The following is a 17162-nucleotide window of genomic DNA, read 5'->3' as shown; positions in this document are numbered from 1 at the left end:
TCCCAGGAGGTAATTCCGTGTACCACCACATTCGCGTCGCGGCCTACGAACCCGACCCGCTCCACGGACCCTGGCGGGAGGAGATGAAAGTGTTGCGGCTCGGCGAGGACCTGCACGCCGAGCTCACCGAGATGCATGCCGAGGCGGGCAAGAACTCCGTCCACCCCCACCGGCTCCCCGTGCGCAGGCTCAACTCCCTGCTCCAGGCGATGGCGCCAGGCGTCATCGCGACCGGCCGCAACGCCGGGACGGATGGCCGTCTGCCGTGGCTCTACGCGCGGGAAGCCGTCCCGCCGGACGTGCTGGCCCCGGTGGTAGGAGCGTGGGCGGCGGGAATGCACCGAGAGGACGACGACTCGGAGGGCGCCGATCTCGAGGAGAGGCTCCGCTCCGGTGACCCGGCCGAGACGGTACGTCTGCCCCACTGGGAGACGGAACCGGTCGACCTCGCCGAGAGCGTGCTCTCGGCGGGCGGAACCGCCGAACCCGCCGCGCGGCTCTACAGCCTGCTGCCCGAGTGGATCGCCTTCCGGCTGGCCGCCCGGACGTTCCGCACGGGCGGCACCACACTCCACTTCCGCGTCGAGAGCTCGGGTGACGGCGCGCGACTTGTCTCCTGGCCGCCTCAGCGATACGAGCGCCGACGGCAGACCTGGTACTACTCGGCCTGCCTCACCATCACCGTCCACACCGTGCCGTTCGCCCCGCGGTTCCGTGTCCATGTGTCCACCCAGGTACGCCGGTGGGCCACCCGACTGGACGTACGCCCCCACCAGCTCGGCGGTACGACCGTCCTGCTCGACGCTCCACTGCCGTGGCCGGAAGGGCCGGACCGGGGCCACCGGCTGATGGTGAACACGCTGGGTTACGACCGGCGATCGAAGGAACTGGCCTGGCGCCGGCACAGCCCCGCACCGCTCGTGCCCGAGCTGGACATCGTGCGCAACTATCCCCGGCCCGAAGCGCTCTTCTCCGACCCCGAACGCTGGATCAACGGTTCCGGGGACGTGGCCGCCGGCATCGTCTACCACCCGTCGATCGGCCCGCACGAGGTCGGACCCGGGCTGATGCCACGGGAGCGGGCGGATCTGGACGCCTGGGTCGAGGAAGGGCTGCGCCCCCTGCTGACCCGGGTCCCCGACCTCACGCGCGTCTCCCGGAGCAACACACCCTCCTTGCTGCCCCGTTCCGGAGCCGGACGCGTCCCGGGCGTCCGCGACGCCCAGCTGGCTCTGCAACGGCGGGCGGCGCTGACACGCGCACTGAACGGCCGCCCCCTGGAGATCGACGTCTTCTGGCAGTCCCCGGAAACCCGTGCGGCGCTGCTCGCCGAGCTGCCCAAGCTCATTGGTCTTCCCGCCGGGCAGCAAGTGCCGTCGGCCGAGGGGGAGACCTGGCAGTGGCAGTGCGAGGGGGTCGACATCCGCGTCCGGGCCCGGCCCGCGGGACCCTTGGCCGACGCCCTGCCGACCACCCGAGCCCGCGGGCGCCTCAGGGCCGTCCGGCTGGCCGAGGCCATCGAAGGGCGCTGCGGGCTAGTGGCGGACCGGGCGGATCCGCTCCTCGGCGGGGCCGGAGTCGTGATCACGGAGATCGCCGGCAAGGAGCGCTTCGCCGCCGTCCCGGACTCCGACCCCAAGCATGCGCTGCGCATTGCCTGGGCACGGCAGGGACGGCTGACCCAGTTCGTGAACTCGCCCGACGACACCGACAGCGCTCTGGAACACCGGGCCAGGTGGACCTGGCTGGACGCCTTCCGGCAGCTGGGCGCGATCAGCCCGCCCGCCCATCGGGTGGGAGCCGGCATTCCGGGCGACCTTCAGTACGCGGCGCTCTGGCTCGTACGCCACACCAGGAAGGGGCCCACGCGATGCCCCGTCCACCGGCTGGTGGCGGTGCGGGTGCGCCCCGGGGACGGACCGGGCGTCATCGAGGGGTGGGACGCAGAACGAGCCGAATGGGTGCCGTATCCGAAGCTGTTGCTGCTGCTCTCCCAGGCACGGGAACCGGCGGCGAGCGGCGGGAAGGAGACCGGCACGGGGAAGCTCCTCGATGACTCGGCAGCCCCGGGAGGATCCCGGCCCGCTGCCCGCCCGGGCGTGGAGCAGGACAGGCAGCGGGAGACCGAGCGGCAGATCCGGGCACTGCTCTTCCAGCTCCGCGACCGCCCGACGCTGCTGCTGGCGGACGCCGGCAATCTGCGCCAGTGCTGGCCTGGCCTGCGCAACGGTGCACTGGACCGCGACATGCTCGGCTTCGGGGCCGAACCCGCCCAGCGGCACACGCTCTACGGCCACGACCTGCGGGTGCTGCTCGTACGGGACGCCAACGCCCGGGGTGAAGTGGCGGAGTGGTACGCCCACGACACCGAGGACGGGGTCGGCTTCGCCGAGGGTGTGTGGGGGACGGCGGATACGGAGGGCCGTGTCTTCGCGAGTACGGCCTCGAAGCCGCACACGGTGGCGAAACTGCCGAAGGGGCTCATGAAGCTGGTGCCCACGGCACAGGGCCGGACAGCGCCTGGGAAGACCGCGTGGAACCCCGGGCAACTGGAGATCACCGTGCTCGGCTGTCTGTCGGAGAAGGCGCTGACGGACTCGGGGCGTGCGGGTGACCCGCCCGACCGGCCGGCGGAGTGGGCGACGCTCACGCACCAGCTGCGTTACCACGACGACTACCCGCCGCTCGCCCGGCCTCTCCCGCTGCACTGGGCGCGTCTCGCCGGTGAGTACGTGCTTCCGGTGGCCGGAACGAAGTCAGCGGGGAGTACGTCATCCGCTTCCTGAGCGAGGTGCCGCCTGAATGGGGCATCCCAAACGATCGACGCTGACAAGGATCAATGCTTCCCTCGTGTGAGCGCCGAAGCCTGAACCTGACCACGGGGACGGCGTCTGGTGCACTCCTTGCTGGGATCACTTTACTGGGATCACTGGGCGTCCGCCGTGACGCTCGTTTGACGCTCTTCGCACCTGGTGGCCCCAAGACGGAGCCGAGGAACGGACCTGACCTGCGGTTTTCTCTGAGTTCACCCGGGTGACATGCTTCCGATGACCCATCATGTCGAGTGTGTGGCGATTCTGGAGCCTGCCACGAAGAGCCTCTGACCTGCGAGTTCTCGGATTCCTGAGGTTCCGAGCGGGTCGGCCCGACCTGTTTTCATGGGCGTATGACGTGGAGCAGGCCGCATGCCGGACGGACGCTGGCTGACCTGCGGTTTCGATCGGTGACGGGAAGGCGGACGCGTGGTGCCCCCGGCCTTCGCTGAGGCCGTGCCGGGCCGTTCTGACGCTCATGTGACGCTCGCCCTGATGGTGTGTCAGGTTGTGTAGGTCAGGGCTGGGTGGTGCGGTTCGTGCCCGGACTGCCGGTCACCTCCTTGATACGGGCGCCCATTCCCGCACTCGGAGGTGGCCCGGCGCCGCCGAGCGAACTGCTCATCCGCCGGTCACGAGCCGGTGTGCACCATGGTCGGCGGTAGGGCCCGGGCAGGTCCCAGTGCCCGGTGGGATCCCAGCCGGATGCGGTGGTCAACCGGCCGAGGCAGGCGCGGAGCGGACGCGGAATCCGTCCCGCACCCCGGCACCGTCAGCGTTGTGACGCGGCGATCCGTGCACGCAGTGCCTTCTTGTCGACCTTCCCCATCGGTGTGCGCGGAAGCTGCGGCATCGCAATCAGCCGGTCGGGGATCTTGTAGATGGCCAGGCCGCGGCCTCTGAGGAACTCCTTCATGGCGGACGGGCGGACGTCCGCCTCGTTGAGGACGACGAAGGCGTACGTCCGCTCGCCGAGCACGGTGTCCGCCACGCCGATCACGGCCGCGTCCTGCACGGCGGGGTGGGTGCGCAGTTGCCGCTCCACCTCCTCCGCGGAGACCTTCTCGCCGGCCCGGTTGATGACGTCCTTGATCCTGCCGACGATCATGATGTTGCCGTCCGGCCTGCGCCGGACGAGGTCGCCGGTGCGGAAGAAACCGTCCGGTGTGAACGACCGGGCGTTCTCCTCGGGAGCCCGGTAGTACCCGCGGATCGTGTACGGACCGCGCACCTGCATCTCGCCGGCCTCCCCGTCGGGCACCGGGTTCCCGGACTCGTCGACGATCCGGACCTCGTCGCCCGGTGACATCGGGCGGCCGTCCGTGTTCACGGCCACCTCCTCCGGGTCGTCGAGCCGGGTGTGGGCCAGCAGCCCCTCGCTGATGCCGTACCACCGCTGGATCCGGCAGCCCAGCTCCTGGGCCGCGCGGCGCGCCAGGGCCGGGTCGAGCGGGGCACTGCCCACCTGGATCAGCAGGCGGGACAGTTCGCCGGGCGGTCGTCCGGAATCGGCCCACAGCCGCAGCACCGAGGGCACGACAGTGGTCACGGTGACTGCCTCGCGGCGGATCAGCGAGAAGACGTCGTCGGGCCGCACGCTCGACGTGAGTACCGCCTTCCCTCCCATCAGGAGACTGCCGAACACGCCCGGACAGGCGAGGGCCGCCTGGTGCGCGACCGGGTTGACGGCGAGGTACACCACCTCCGGACCCACCCGCATCGCCTCCGCGCTGGCCCGCATGACGTACTCGTAGTCGTCGTGAGTCCGGGGAATCAGCTTCGGCAGTCCGGTGGTGCCCCCGGAGAGCAGGAACAGCGCGGGGTCGGACGCGTCCACCCTGGGCAGCGCGACGTCCTGGGCGTCCAGCGACTCCAGCGACTCCAGCGAAACGAACTCCTGTGCGTCGCCGCTGACGATGACGTGCGGGACCGCCGGGATCTCCCGGGCGATCGTACGGAAGTCGAACCCGCCGAACTCGTCCTTCACCACATAGGCAACAGCCCCGGAGTGACCGCACAGATGCGCGATCTCGGCCCTGCGGTGACCGGGCAGCGCCAGCACCGGGATCGCTCCGGCCCGCAGCAGCGCGAAGACCAGGACGACGAACTCCGGGATGTTGGGGAGGTGCACCACCACCCGATCCAGGGGCCTGATGCCCAGTCCGATCAGGCCGCCCGCCAACCGGTCCGCCCGCCGGGACAGCTCCGCGTAGGTCATCCGGCGTTCGCCGCACACCACGGCCACGCGATCGGCGTTCCGTTCGCACGACTCGTGCAACAAGTCACCGATCGGCCGGCCGAGCCAGACCCCTGTCCGGCGCAGGTCCGCTGCGAGCTGTTCGGGCCAGTGCACAAAACCGTCAAGCATGATCGCGTTCCCTTTCGGCGGGTCGGTCGAGGCGTGGATCGAGGGGGCGCGAAGGTCCGGGGTGGAGCCGAGCCGCGGGTGCGCTCCGTCCGTCCGGGCCGCGGGACAGCGGCGACGCGGGGTGGAGGGTGCGTGCCTTCTCACGGTGGCGGGCGGTGTCCGGTGTGGTGGTGCGCTGCGTCCGCGTGCGAGGTGAGCCCGGTGCCGTGCGGCGGCGTGCCCGCGGTCCTTGTGTCCCTTGGCATCGTCGGCGCCGCGTTCCACCGCGCCCCGGTCTCTTGCCGACATCTGTCGAGGGCCCCGCGAATCGGCGGCGAGTGGAAAACATGGTGCGGACGGAACGACGGCCGGCCAGAAAGGCGGAGTGGATGAGCCGGATACGGGAACGCGGCTGGGTGCGGTCGATGATCGCCGGTGACCCTGCCGGCGTCCGGGTGGTGTGCTTCCCGCACTCGGGGGGGTCGGGAGTCGCCTTCGGCGAGTGGTCCGCCGCGGTGCCGCCGGGTGTGTCGCTGATGGCCGTCCAGTACCCGGGCCGCGGCGACCGCTTCGGAGAGCCGCCCGTGGACGACGTGGCCGCGATGGCCGGCTGCGTGGCGGCGGAGCTGCTGCGGTTGCCGCCGGGCGACCACGTGCTGTTCGGGCACAGTCTCGGGGCGCTGGTCGCCTACGAGACCGCCCTGCTGCTGCGGGACGCCGGTGAGGAACCCCGGGCGCTCTGCGTGTCCGCCGCACTGCCGCCCGGATCCATGACCAACAGGGGTGTCCACCTGGCGCCCGACGACGAGTTCTGGTCGACCCTGTGCGCTCTGGGCGGCATCGAGCCCGCGGTCGCCGAGAACGCCGAGCTGCGCGACCTCCTCCTGCCCGTCATCCGCTCGGACCTGCGGGCCCACGCGACCTACCGGCCCCGCCCCGGCACCCGTCCGCTGTCCTGTCCCGTGCGCAGCTACCACGGCGCGGGTGACCCGCTGGTGGAGCAGGACCAGCTGGCGGGGTGGGCGAGCGTCACCTCCGGCGGCTTTTCGGGGACCGTGCGGCCGGGCGGGCACTTCCACGTGACGACCGACGTCGCGGAACTCGTCGCGGACGTGCTGAGTCAGGGCCCGAAGTGAGGCGGCCTTGACCACCATCGCCGTGATCCCCGGTGACGGCATCGGTCCCGAGGTGATCGAGCCGGCGCTGGACGTCCTCGACGCCCTCCGCCTCGGGACGCGTACGGACGTCCTGGACCACGTCAACGCGGAGACCTACCTGCGCACAGGAACCGCGCTGACCGGAGCCGACCTCGACCGGATCAGGTCCAGCCAGGCGGCGCTCCTCGGCGCGGTCGGGGACCCCCGGCTCAGCGACACCGCGTACGTGCGTACGGTCCTCACCACCCTGCGCCTCGAACTCGACCTCTACGTCAACTACCGGCCCGCCAGGCTCCTGCACGACAGGCTCAGTCCGCTGCGCGACCCGGCCCGCCGGGCGATCGACTGCGTGATCGTCAGGGAGAACACCGAGGGGCTCTACAGCGGCATCGGCGGCGGTACGCGCACCGGGACCCCCCAGGAGATCGCCATCGACGTGGACCTCAGTACCCACCAAGGCGTCTCACGGGTGCTGGAGTTCGCGTTCTCCGTGGCGCGCAGGTCGGTGTGCCTCGTCGACAAGGCCAACGCCGTCCGCAACGGCGGACAGCTGTGGCAGCGGTGCTGGAGCGAGGCGGTCGCACGGCACCCGCACGTCGAGACGTCCCACCTCTACGTGGACACCGCCGCCCTGCGACTGGCCACCGATCCGACCGCCTTCGACGTCGTCGTCACCAACAACTCCTACGGCGACATCCTGAGCGACCTCACGGCCGCGCTGGCCGGCGGCCTCGGCGTGGCGGCGTCGGCGAACCTCAACCCCGTGACCGGACAAGGGCTCTTCGAGCCCGTGCACGGCAGTGCCCCGGACATCGCGGGTACCGGCACCGCCAGCCCGTTCGGCGCGATCCTCTCCGTGGCCCTGCTGGTCGAGCACCTGGGCCGGACCGAGGAGGCGGACGCGGTCCGCCGGGCGGTCGCTGCGGCCGTCGCGGCGGGCCGCGTCACCCCCGATCTCGGCGGGTCCCTGAGTACGAAAGAGGCGGGCGCCGCGGTCCTGACGGAACTGCGGCGGCCATAGCGAGGTGCGGACGCGGACACGACCCGACAACCGTCGGCGGAGCAACGGACGAGGGGCGAGGACGGTATGAACGGGAACGGTACGGACCGCACGGACGGGAACCCGGAGACCGTCATCGTGGGGGCCGGTCTGGTGGGTGTGGTCACGGCTCTCTACCTGGCGCCCCGCTTCGGACCGGTCACCCTGCTGGAGAAACGGGCGGACCCCAGGCGGAGCTCCGGTGGACAACGCCGGTCACTGGTCGTGATGCTGTCGGCGCGCGGCTGGCGCGCCCTGTCGGACCTGGGCGTCGCGGACGCCGTGCGCCGCATGTGCGTCCCCCTGCACGGACGCTGTGGGCACCTGCCCGACGGCCGGACGCGCATGACCCCCTACAGCCGGGACGGACAGCCCATCTGGGCGGTGGAGCGCCGGCGGCTGCACCACATCCTGCTGGACGCCGCCGAGGCGACCCCCGGTGTGCGCCTCCGCTTCGGGCAGCGCGTGGGCTCGGTGGACCTGGACGAACCCGCGGTGGTGGTGGAGGACCGGTACGGCTCGCACCGGCTGACGTGCCGCCGGGTCCTCGGCTGCGACGGCGCGCACTCCGCCGCCCGGGCCGCCCTGGACGCGCGCGGCACCCGGGCCGAGGTGCGCACGCTGGACCTGGCCTACCAGGAGATCGACGTACCGGCCGGCCGGCTGGACCCGACCATCACGCACTACTGGCCCTCCGGAAAGGCGATGTTCGCCGCGCACCCCCTGCCGTCGGGGAAGCTCTCGGGCTCCTTGTTCATGCGCCTCGACGGCCCCGCCCCGTCCTACGCGGCGGCCCGCGGCGGCCAGGACCTGTACGAGACGTTCGCCGCCCACTTCCCCGAGCTGACCGGGATCATCCCCGACATCGCGGAACAGCTCGCCACCAAGGCCGTCTCGACCCTCACGGCCGTCCGCTGTGACCGATGGGTCTGGCGAGACACCTTCGCGCTGCTCGGTGATTCCTGTCATGCGATGGCGCCCTTCATGGGGCACGGCATGAACTGCGGTTTCGAGGACGCCCGGGTCCTCGTCGACTGCCTCGACGCCTCCGCGGACTGGGCGGCGGGCCTGGCAGCCTACGAGAAGTCGCGGACCGAGGACGCCGACGCGATCTCTCAGCTCTCCTACCGGCACTACTTCACGATGGCCGGCCCACCGCGCGAGGAGACCGCTGCGGAGGTGCTGCGCGGGCGGCTGACGGTGCTGTTCCCCGACCGGTTCGTTCCGCTGTACGAGCGGTGCGCCTTCACCGAGGAGAGCTACGCCTCCATACTGCGTGACGACCAGCGTCTGGACCGGCTCGTGGCGGATTTGTTGGCCCGGTACGGCACCGAGCTGGTCTCGGCGCCCGACGACCGACTGCGCGCCTGCATCCCTTCCCCCAACCCGACCACTGACACCCCGGAGGACTCCGTATGTTCGTGATCCTGTTCAAGTCGCGCCTGTCCGAGCAGGCCGGCGAGGACTACTACGCCACCGAGGAGCGGATGCAGGAGCGGGTCCGCGCCATTGCCGGGTCCGACCCGGTGGAGGTCAAGCACTACACCGGGGAGGACGGCGAACGTCTCGCCGTCATGATGTGGCGGGACGGGGAGACGCTGGACAAGTGGCGCTGCGACCCCGAGCACCAGGTGGCGCAGCGACTGGGCAGGAAACACTGGTACTCCGCCTACGAGCTGACCGTCGCCGAGGTGGTCCGGACCAGCGCGCACGACAACGAAAGCCCGGCCACAGCGGCGGAGGGCCCGCGCCAGTAGGCGGACTACGGCCGTTGGAACGCGTGGAACGCGCGGACCCGTGACCGAAAGATGTCCGAGGGTAGTTTGAAGCGGGCCGGACGGACGTTGGCCGGGGGTTTGGCGGAGTTGTTTCGGGTGTTGGCCTATTCCTTCTCGATCTCTGGCGAACATCTTTCATGCCGGTTGTTCGAGCGCATGGGCCGCGACAAGTATCGGCACGGTTGAGGCCATTGACCGGGAAACCACTTTTGCTGGGGGCATCTGGATGGGTTGTACCGGCGTCACATCCGCGCAGGAAGCCATGTGGCTCGCGCAGGAATTCACTCCGGACGTACCGAACAACGTGGCGACTCTCTGGGACATCGACGGTGACCTCGACACCGCCCTGCTCGCCGCGGCCCTGGGGGCGGCGGTGGCGGAAGCCCACGCCCTGAAGGTGAGCTTCCGCCGCGACGAGCACGGGCTGCGGCCGGTCGCCCGGGACCTCGGGGCGTGGGAGCCGTTCCGCCTCGATGTCGGCGACGCCGCCGACCCCGCCGACGCGGCCCGCGTCGTCGTCGCCGATCTCGTGCGCCGGCCCTTCGACCTGACCGAGGATGCGCTGCTGCGGATCGGCTCGATCCGGCTGGGCCCCGGCCGCCACCTGCTCGTGCTCGTCTTCCACCACATCCTCACCGACGCGTTCGGCGTTCTCACCCTGCTGTCCCGGCGGATCGCCGAGATCTACCGCGCGCTGCGCGCCGGCTCCGCGTTGCCGGAGGGCGCCCCGAACCCGCCGGGGGACGCCGCGGCGAAGGACGCCGTCTACCGGGAGTCGCAGCGGTTCGCCGACGCCGAGCGGTTCTGGCGCGACTACCTCGCAGAAGACCTGCCCGCCGCCCGTCTGCCCGCCGGTGTCCGTCCGGGCGCCGACGCCCCTACCGGCGGGCCCGGCTACTGGGACGGCCTCACCGCACCGCAGGGGATGGCCACCCGTACCGCGACGGTCCCGGCCGTCGAACTCGCCGCCTGGGAACACGCCTCCGCCGCGGCGGGGACCTCGGTGCCCGACCTGATCGCCTCGGCCGCCACCGCGTTCCTGGGGCACATGTGCGGTCTGTCCGAGCAGCTGCTGACCATCACCGTCAATCACCGCGTCGGCGCACTGCGCCGCTCGCTCGGCCTCCTCTCCAACCGGGTGCCGCTGCGCTCGCGGGTGGACCCCGCGGCCGACTTCGTGGAACTGGCTGAGGCGCTCGGCCGGGAGCGGCGCCGTGTCCTGCGTCACGCCCGGCACGACATATCCCTGATCAAACGGGCCACCGGCCACGCCGGCGACGCGCGCAGCCCGTTCGGCGCCGTCGTCAACGTGCTCCCCTCCGTCGAAGCACTCGACCTGGCGGGCGCCACAGCCCACTTCGCCGGTGGCACCTTCGGCGTGATCGACGAGGTGATGGTCTGCGTCTACACCGACGGAAGGGCCGACAGCGACCTGTACGTCCGCTTCGACGCGCCGCGCGCGGAGTACGACGACCAGGACATCGCCGGGCTCGCCGAGCGGTTCGTGACGTTCCTGCGCAGGGCCCTCGCCGACCCGCACGCCCCGGTCGGGACCGTCTCCGCGCTGCACCCCGCCGAACACCGCGCGCTGCTCACCGAGTACGCCGGACCCACGGTGACCCCACCGCCGACGACCCTGACCGAACTGCTGGACCGACAGGCCCGCGCCACCCCGGACGCCGTCGCGGTGACCTTCGAGGACACCCGGGTGACCTACCGGGAACTGGCCGAGCGGTCTGGCCGGCTGGCCCGCCTGCTGACCGAGCGCGGCGCCGGGCCCGAGCGGTTCGTCGCGGTCGCCGTGCCCCGCTCCCTGGAACTGGTCGTCGCCCTGGTCGCGGTGCTCAGGGCGGGCGCCGCCTACGTCCCCGTCGACCCTGACTACCCGGCCGCGCGGGTCGAGTTCATGCTCGCCGACGCCGGGCCCGCGCTGCTGCTGACGGTCAAGGACACCGCGGACCGGCTGCCCCGGACGGACGTCCCCGTGGTCATGGTCGACGATGCCCCGCTCACCGAAGAGCCCGTCAGGCCCGCCCCGCACCGGGTCGACCACCCCGCATACATGATCTACACGTCGGGATCGACCGGACGGCCCAAGGGCGCCGTCGTCACGCACGCGGCGATCGTCAACCGGCTGCTCTGGATGCAGGATCGCTTCCGGCTCGACGGTTCCGACCGGGTCCTGCAGAAGACGTCCGCCTCGTTCGACGTGTCCGTCTGGGAGTTCTTCTGGCCGCTGATCACCGGCGCCACCCTGGTGGTCGCCCGGCCGGACGGGCACCGCGACCCGGACTATCTGGCCGAGGTGATCCGGCGGGCCGGCGTCACCACCGCGCACTTCGTCCCGTCGATGCTGGCCGAGTTCGTCACCGAGGAGACGGCTGCCGCGTGCACCGGTCTGCGCCGCGTCGTGTGCAGCGGAGAGGCGCTGCCGGCCGAGCTGGCCGCGCGGTTCCACCGGACCTTCGGCGTGCCGCTGCACAACCTGTACGGGCCGACCGAGGCAGCCGTGGACGTCACCGCGTGGCAGTACCGGCCCGGGGCGCGGACGATACCGATCGGCACCCCGATCTGGAACACCGCGCTCTACGTCCTCGACAGCCGGCTGCGACCGCTGCCGCCCGGCGTCTTCGGCGACCTCTACATCGCGGGCGCCGGACTCGCCCGGGGCTACCACGACCGTCGGGCCCTGACGGCCGAGCGCTTCGTGGCCTGCCCGTTCGGGGAACCCGGGTGGCGCATGTACCGGACCGGTGACCTGGCGCGCTGGAACACCGACGGCGAACTGGAGTTCGCCGGCCGCGCCGACCACCAGGTGAAGATCCGCGGCTTCCGGGTCGAGCCGCAGGAGATAGAGGACACGCTGACCGACCACCCGGGAGTGCTCAGGGCGGCCGTCGTCGCCCGGCCCGGCCGAGCCGCGGACGGAGCCGCGCAGCTCGTCGCCTACGTCGTCCCGGCCACCTCCGGCGGCAACGGCGGGACCGGCACCGAATGGGACCTGCACGCCGGCCTGGACATCGCCGAGCTGCGGGGCTTCGTCGCAGCCCGGCTGCCCGCCCACCTGGTGCCCGCCGCCTTCGTCGCGCTGGACCGGATGCCGTTGACCGCGAACGGCAAGCTGGACCGGGCCGGGCTGCCCGAGCCGGAGATCACCGGCCGTGCCCACCGGCCGCCCCGGACCGGTGACGAGAGCCTCCTGGCCGCCGCGTTCGCCGAGGTGCTCGGCCTGAGCCACATCGGGGTCGAGGACGACTTCTTCACTCTGGGCGGCGACAGCATCCGGGCGATCCAGGTGGTGGGCCGAGCCCGCGCCGGCGGCCTCGCGCTCACCCCGCGCACCGTGTTCGAGTGCCGCACTGTCGCCGCGCTCGCGCAGGCCGCGACCCGCGACACCGCACCGGTGGCCCTCGCCGAGCTCGAGGGCGGGGGCGTCGGTCTGCTGCCGCTGCCCCCCATGGCCCGGCTGTACGCCGAGCGGGGCCCCGGCCTGGACCGCCTCGCCCAGTGGCTGGTACTGGAACTGCCCGCAGCCGTCGACCTCCCCGGCCTCACCGCGGCCGTGCGCGCCGTGCTCGACCGGCACGACGTCCTGCGCTCACGGCTGACGGACGACGGCCTGCTGGTGCAGCCACCCGGCACTCCGGACGCCGGCGGACTCGTCGACCGGGTCGACTGCCCCGGGGACTGGGGCGGCGAGGAGTGGCAGATCCTGCTGCGCGCAAAGGCCGCCGAGACCGTACGGCACATCGACGCCCGGGCCGGTCGGATACTCCGGCTGGTCTGGTTCCCGGGGGCCGTGGGCGGGCCCGGACGGCTGCTGGTCGCGGCCCACCACCTGGTCGTGGACGGCATGTCCTGGCGGGTGCTGCTGCCCGACCTGGCCGCGGCCTGGCGCCAGGTCCAGGAAGGCCGACCCCCCGCGTTGCCGCGGGTGGGCACCTCCCTGCGCCGATGGCTGCACGCCCTGGCCGACGAGGCGGCCCGCCCCGGACGGGTGGCGGAGACGTCGTTGTGGCGCGACCTGCTCGAGGCACCCATCGCACCCGTGGGCTCCCGGCCGCTTGACCCCGGGCGAGACCTCACCTCCACCACGGACACCGTCCGGGTCGAGCTCCCGGCCGACCTCACGGACGCGATACTGACCTCCGTCCCCGCGGCCTACCGCAGCGGCGCGGACGACGTCCTGCTCACCGCCCTCGTCCTCGCGCTGGCCCGGGAACGGCGGGGTCTCACCGACGGCACGACGGTCGTACGGCTGGAAGGGCACGGCCGGCAGGAGGAGCTGGTGCCGGGCGCGGACCTGTCCCGCACGGCCGGCTGGTTCACCACGGTCACCCCCGTACGCATCGACGTCTCGGGGATCGACGTCGACGCCGCGATCACCGGAGGAGCCGCCGCCGGTGACGCCCTCAAGCAGGTGAAGGAGCAGCGGCGGGCACTGCCCGACCAGGGCATCGGCTACACCCTGCTGCGCTACCTCAACGACGACACCGCGGCGCTGCTGAGCCCGTATCCGGCGGACGACATCGGATTCAACTTCCTGGGCCGTTTCACCTTCGAACGCCCGGAGCCGGCGCCCGGCGAGGACCCCACCCGCGGCTCCGGATGGATCCCGGCGCCCGAATGCGCCGAGTTGGTCGCCGCACCCGCCGCGGACATGCCGGCGCCCAGCGCGCTCGAACTGAACGCCCTGGTGACCGGCACCGGCGACGACGCGCGCCTCACCGCCCTGTTCACCTTCGCCACTGGAGTGCTGACCGCCGACGAGGTCCGCGCCCTGTCCGGCACCTGGTGCGCCGCACTGCGCGGTCTGCGGAGTCTGGTCGCGTCCGGCGGGCGGGGACTGACCCCGTCCGACGTCCCGCTGGTCACCGTCGGCCAGGAGGAACTGGACGGCTGGCAACAGCGCTTCGGGCGCGTCAGCGACGTATGGCCGCTCACGCCGTTGCAGGACGGGCTGCTGTATCACACGATGCTCGCGCAGAGCGCATCCGAGGCGTACCAGACGCAGTTCGTGTTCCGGCTCGAAGGCGCGGTGGACCCGGCGCGCCTGCGGGCCGCGGGCCAGGCCCTGCTCGACCGGCACCCGAACCTGCGGGTCGCGTTCCGGCCGAGCGCCACCGGTGAGCCCGTGCAGGTCGTCGTGGACGACGTCCCGCTGCCCTGGCGGCACCTCGACCTCACCGGCGAGGCCGACGCCGCCACCCGGCTGGAGGAGATCCTCGCCGAGGAGCGGGACGCCCGCTTCCGCCCGGAGAGCCCGCCGCTGCTGCGCCTGACCCTCGTCACGCTCGGCCCCCAACACGCCGAACTGGCCCTCACCGCCCACCACGTGCTGCTCGACGGCTGGTCGGTGCCGCTCGTCGAGCGCGAGCTGATGCAGCTGTACGGGGCCGACGGCGTCGACACCGCGCCGGCGCGCCCGCACGGCTACCGGGACTTCCTGAGCTGGCTGTCACGGCAGGACACGGCACGCTCCGCCCGCGTGTGGGCCGAGGAACTCGCCGGTGTGGCCGAGCCGACCCTGCTGGCGCCCACGACGCCCGGGGCCCGGCCGGCCGGCAGCGGCAGCGGGCAGATCGACGTGCCGCTCACCGGCGAGGACACCACCATGCTGGCGCGCCGGGCCGCGGAGTGGGGCGTCACCCCCAACACCCTGGTGCAGGGCGCCTGGGCCATGGTGCTCGCGCAGCTCACCGGCCGCGAGGACGTGCTGTTCGGCGCCACGGTCGCGGGCCGGCCCTCCGGGCTGCCGGGCGTGGACACCATGATCGGCCTGTTCATCAACACGGTGCCCGTGCGGGTGCGATGCACGCCGGCCGACCCGGTCCCGGAGGTGCTCGGCCGGCTCCAGGACGCCCAGGCGAGGCTGTTGGACCATCACCATCTGGGGCTCGCCGACATCCAGGGAGCGACCGGGCTGAACGCGCTGTTCGACACGCTGGTGGTGTTCGAGTCGTTCCCCGTCGACCGGTCCGGCCGCTCGGCGGCGGGCGCGTCGGCCCAACCGGTGGTGAGCGGTATCCGCCCATACGCCCCGCCGCACTACCCGCTGACCGTGATCGCGGCGGCCGACCCGCTGTTGCGGATCTCCTTCCAGTACCGGCGCAACGCATTCGAGCGGACCGCCGTGGAGGCGCTCGCCGACCGGCTGGTGCGGGTACTGCGGCAGATCGCCGCCGGTCCGCGGACCACCGTCGGCGCGCTCGACGTGCTGTCCGACGCCGAACGTGAACAGGTGCTGCACGGCTGGAACGACACCACGGTCCCGCCCCCCGAGCGGACCGTCCCCGAGCTGATCGCGGCGCGGGCGGCGGCGACGCCGGACACGGTCTGCGTCGAGTTCCGCGGGCACCGGCTGACCTTCCGGGAGCTGGACGAACGGGCCGGCCGGCTGGCGCACTGGCTGGCCGGGCAGGGTGTGGGCCCGGAGTCCCGGGTCGTGGTGCTGCTGCCCCGTTCGGCCGACCTGGTGGTGGCCCTGCTAGCCGTGTGGAAGGCCGGCGGCACGTATGTGCCGGTGGATCCGGAGTATCCGGCCGCCCGGGTGCGGGCCGTGGTCGAGGACAGCGCACCGGTGCTGGTCCTCGACCAGGAACGGCTGGCCGGGGTGGACCTGTCCGACCGGTCCCCCCACCCTGCCCACGGCCCGCGCGTTGCGGCCGGCGCCGACCACGCCGCCTACGTCATCTACACCTCCGGCTCCACTGGCACACCCAAGGGCGTGGTGGTCCGGCACGGTGCGCTGGCGATCCTGCTGACCGGTATGCAGGATCGATTCTCCTTCACGCCGGACGACCGGCTGCTGGCCTGCGCCACCGTCGCGTTCGACATCGCCGCGCTGGAACTCTTCCTGCCCCTGCTCGCCGGCGGGCGGGTGGTACTGGCCGGCAAGGACGACATCACCCAGCCGACGGCACTGCTCGACCTCGTCGAACGGTCCGGCGTCACCGTCATGCAGGCCACCCCCGCGCTCTGGCAGAGCCTGGTCACCCACGCGCCGGCCTGTCTGACCGGGCTGCGGGTGATCTCCACCGGCGAGGCCCTGCCCCTGGCGCTCGCCGAAACCCTGTGCCGGCACGCCGCCGAGGTCACCAACCTCTACGGCCCGACCGAGACCACCGTCTACGCCACCGCCGCCCGTCTGCTCCCTGGCCACGGCGGCATGCCTCCCTCGGTCGGCGGCCCGGTCGCCGGCACCCGGATCCTCGTACTGGACCGCACACTGCGCCCGGTGCCGCCCGGCGCTGCCGGTGACCTCTGGATCGCCGGCGAGGGCCTGGCCCGCGGCTACCACGACAGGCCGGGCATGACCGCGGAGCGGTTCGTGGCCTGCCCGTTCGGGCCACTGGGCGAGCGGATGTACCGCAGCGGGGATCTCGCCCGCTGGACGGTCACGGGTGAGGTGGAGTACCTCGGCCGCTCCGACCACCAGATCAAACTGCGCGGCTTCCGGATCGAGCCCGCCGAGATCGAGCACACCCTGACCCGCCACCCCGCGGTCCGCAGGGCGGTCGTCATCGACCGTGAGGACCGGCCGGGCGACCGCCGGCTGGTGGCGTACGTGGTCCCGGAGACCGGCACCGAGCCGCCCACCACGGAACTCCTGCGGGAGGCGGTCGGAGAGCGGCTGCCGGCCTATATGATCCCGGCCGCGTTCGTGACGCTCACGGAACTGCCGCTGACGCCCAACGGCAAACTCGACCGTTCCGCCCTGCCCCGCCCGGAGTTCGGCGGGGACGAGTACCGGGCTCCGCGCTCGCCCCGGGAACAGACGCTGTGCGCGCTGTTCGCCGAGGTCCTGGGCGCCGAGCGGATCGGTCTCGACGACGACTTCTTCGTCCTGGGCGGCCATTCACTGATGGCCACTCGACTGGTGGCCCGGGTACGCGCCGAAATGGGCGTGGAAATCCCCATGCGCGTTCTGTTCACCGCCCCGACCGTCGCGGAACTGACCGACCGCTGGAACGAGATGTCGGCTTCCACCCGAATGCCGCTGCGGAGAATGACCGAAAGGTAGGAAAC

At 72.3% G+C, this 17162-nt stretch carries 7 protein-coding genes; 6 read left to right on the top strand and 1 reads right to left on the bottom strand.

Annotated elements, in window-relative coordinates; all coding sequences use genetic code 11:
- Nucleotides 1-17 precede the first annotated feature (17 nt).
- Nucleotides 18-2786, top strand: coding sequence for a pPIWI_RE module domain-containing protein (locus ACF1B9_RS32690; protein ID WP_391746343.1), 2769 nt, complete (start codon nt 18-20; stop codon nt 2784-2786).
- A 799-nt stretch (nt 2787-3585) separates the two neighbouring features.
- On the opposite strand, the gene ACF1B9_RS32685 is transcribed toward ACF1B9_RS32690, so the two are convergent.
- Nucleotides 3586-5181: a (2,3-dihydroxybenzoyl)adenylate synthase gene (locus ACF1B9_RS32685; protein WP_391746342.1), complete on the bottom strand. Its 1596-nt coding sequence runs from the start codon at nt 5179-5181 to the stop codon at nt 3586-3588.
- A gap of 368 nt (nt 5182-5549) precedes the next feature.
- Between ACF1B9_RS32685 and ACF1B9_RS32680 the strand changes: the two genes are divergently transcribed.
- The 5 genes from ACF1B9_RS32680 (at nt 5550) to ACF1B9_RS32660 (ending at nt 17157) form a co-directional block, all read left to right on the top strand.
- On the top strand, nt 5550-6296 hold the full coding sequence (locus ACF1B9_RS32680; protein WP_069930380.1) for a thioesterase II family protein: 747 nt from the start codon (nt 5550-5552) through the stop codon (nt 6294-6296).
- A gap of 7 nt (nt 6297-6303) precedes the next feature.
- Nucleotides 6304-7338: an isocitrate/isopropylmalate dehydrogenase family protein gene (locus ACF1B9_RS32675; protein ID WP_391746341.1), complete on the top strand. Its 1035-nt coding sequence runs from the start codon at nt 6304-6306 to the stop codon at nt 7336-7338.
- Nucleotides 7339-7404: 66 nt separating this feature from the next.
- Complete coding sequence (locus tag ACF1B9_RS32670) at nt 7405-8781, top strand: FAD-dependent oxidoreductase (protein WP_391746340.1); 1377 nt, start codon at nt 7405-7407, stop codon at nt 8779-8781.
- Entirely contained in the window at nt 8772-9113 is a 342-nt protein-coding gene (locus tag ACF1B9_RS32665) for an antibiotic biosynthesis monooxygenase family protein (protein WP_391746339.1), read from the top strand. Before ACF1B9_RS32670 ends, ACF1B9_RS32665 begins: the two co-directional genes overlap by 10 nt.
- 247 nt (nt 9114-9360) lie before the next feature.
- Nucleotides 9361-17157, top strand: a complete 7797-nt coding sequence (locus ACF1B9_RS32660) for an amino acid adenylation domain-containing protein (protein WP_391746338.1) — start codon at nt 9361-9363, stop codon at nt 17155-17157.
- Nucleotides 17158-17162 lie beyond the last annotated feature (5 nt).

The organism is Streptomyces sp. NPDC014727, assembly GCF_043083485.1.
Taxonomy (GTDB): domain Bacteria; phylum Actinomycetota; class Actinomycetes; order Streptomycetales; family Streptomycetaceae; genus Streptomyces.
The sequence above is the reverse complement of the archived record's forward strand: the minus strand, read 5'-3'. Positions and strand labels throughout refer to the sequence as shown.

Bases quoted from the DNA above. Each gene is read 5' to 3' on its own strand.
- ACF1B9_RS32685 (WP_391746342.1), bottom strand. From the start codon at position 5,181: ATGCTTGACGGTTTTGTGCACTGGCCCGAACAGCTCGCAGCGGACCTG.
- ACF1B9_RS32680 (WP_069930380.1), top strand. From the start codon at position 5,550: ATGAGCCGGATACGGGAACGCGGCTGGGTGCGGTCGATGATCGCCGGT.
- ACF1B9_RS32670 (WP_391746340.1), top strand. From the start codon at position 7,405: ATGAACGGGAACGGTACGGACCGCACGGACGGGAACCCGGAGACCGTC.
- ACF1B9_RS32665 (WP_391746339.1), top strand. From the start codon at position 8,772: ATGTTCGTGATCCTGTTCAAGTCGCGCCTGTCCGAGCAGGCCGGCGAG.
- ACF1B9_RS32660 (WP_391746338.1), top strand. From the start codon at position 9,361: ATGGGTTGTACCGGCGTCACATCCGCGCAGGAAGCCATGTGGCTCGCG.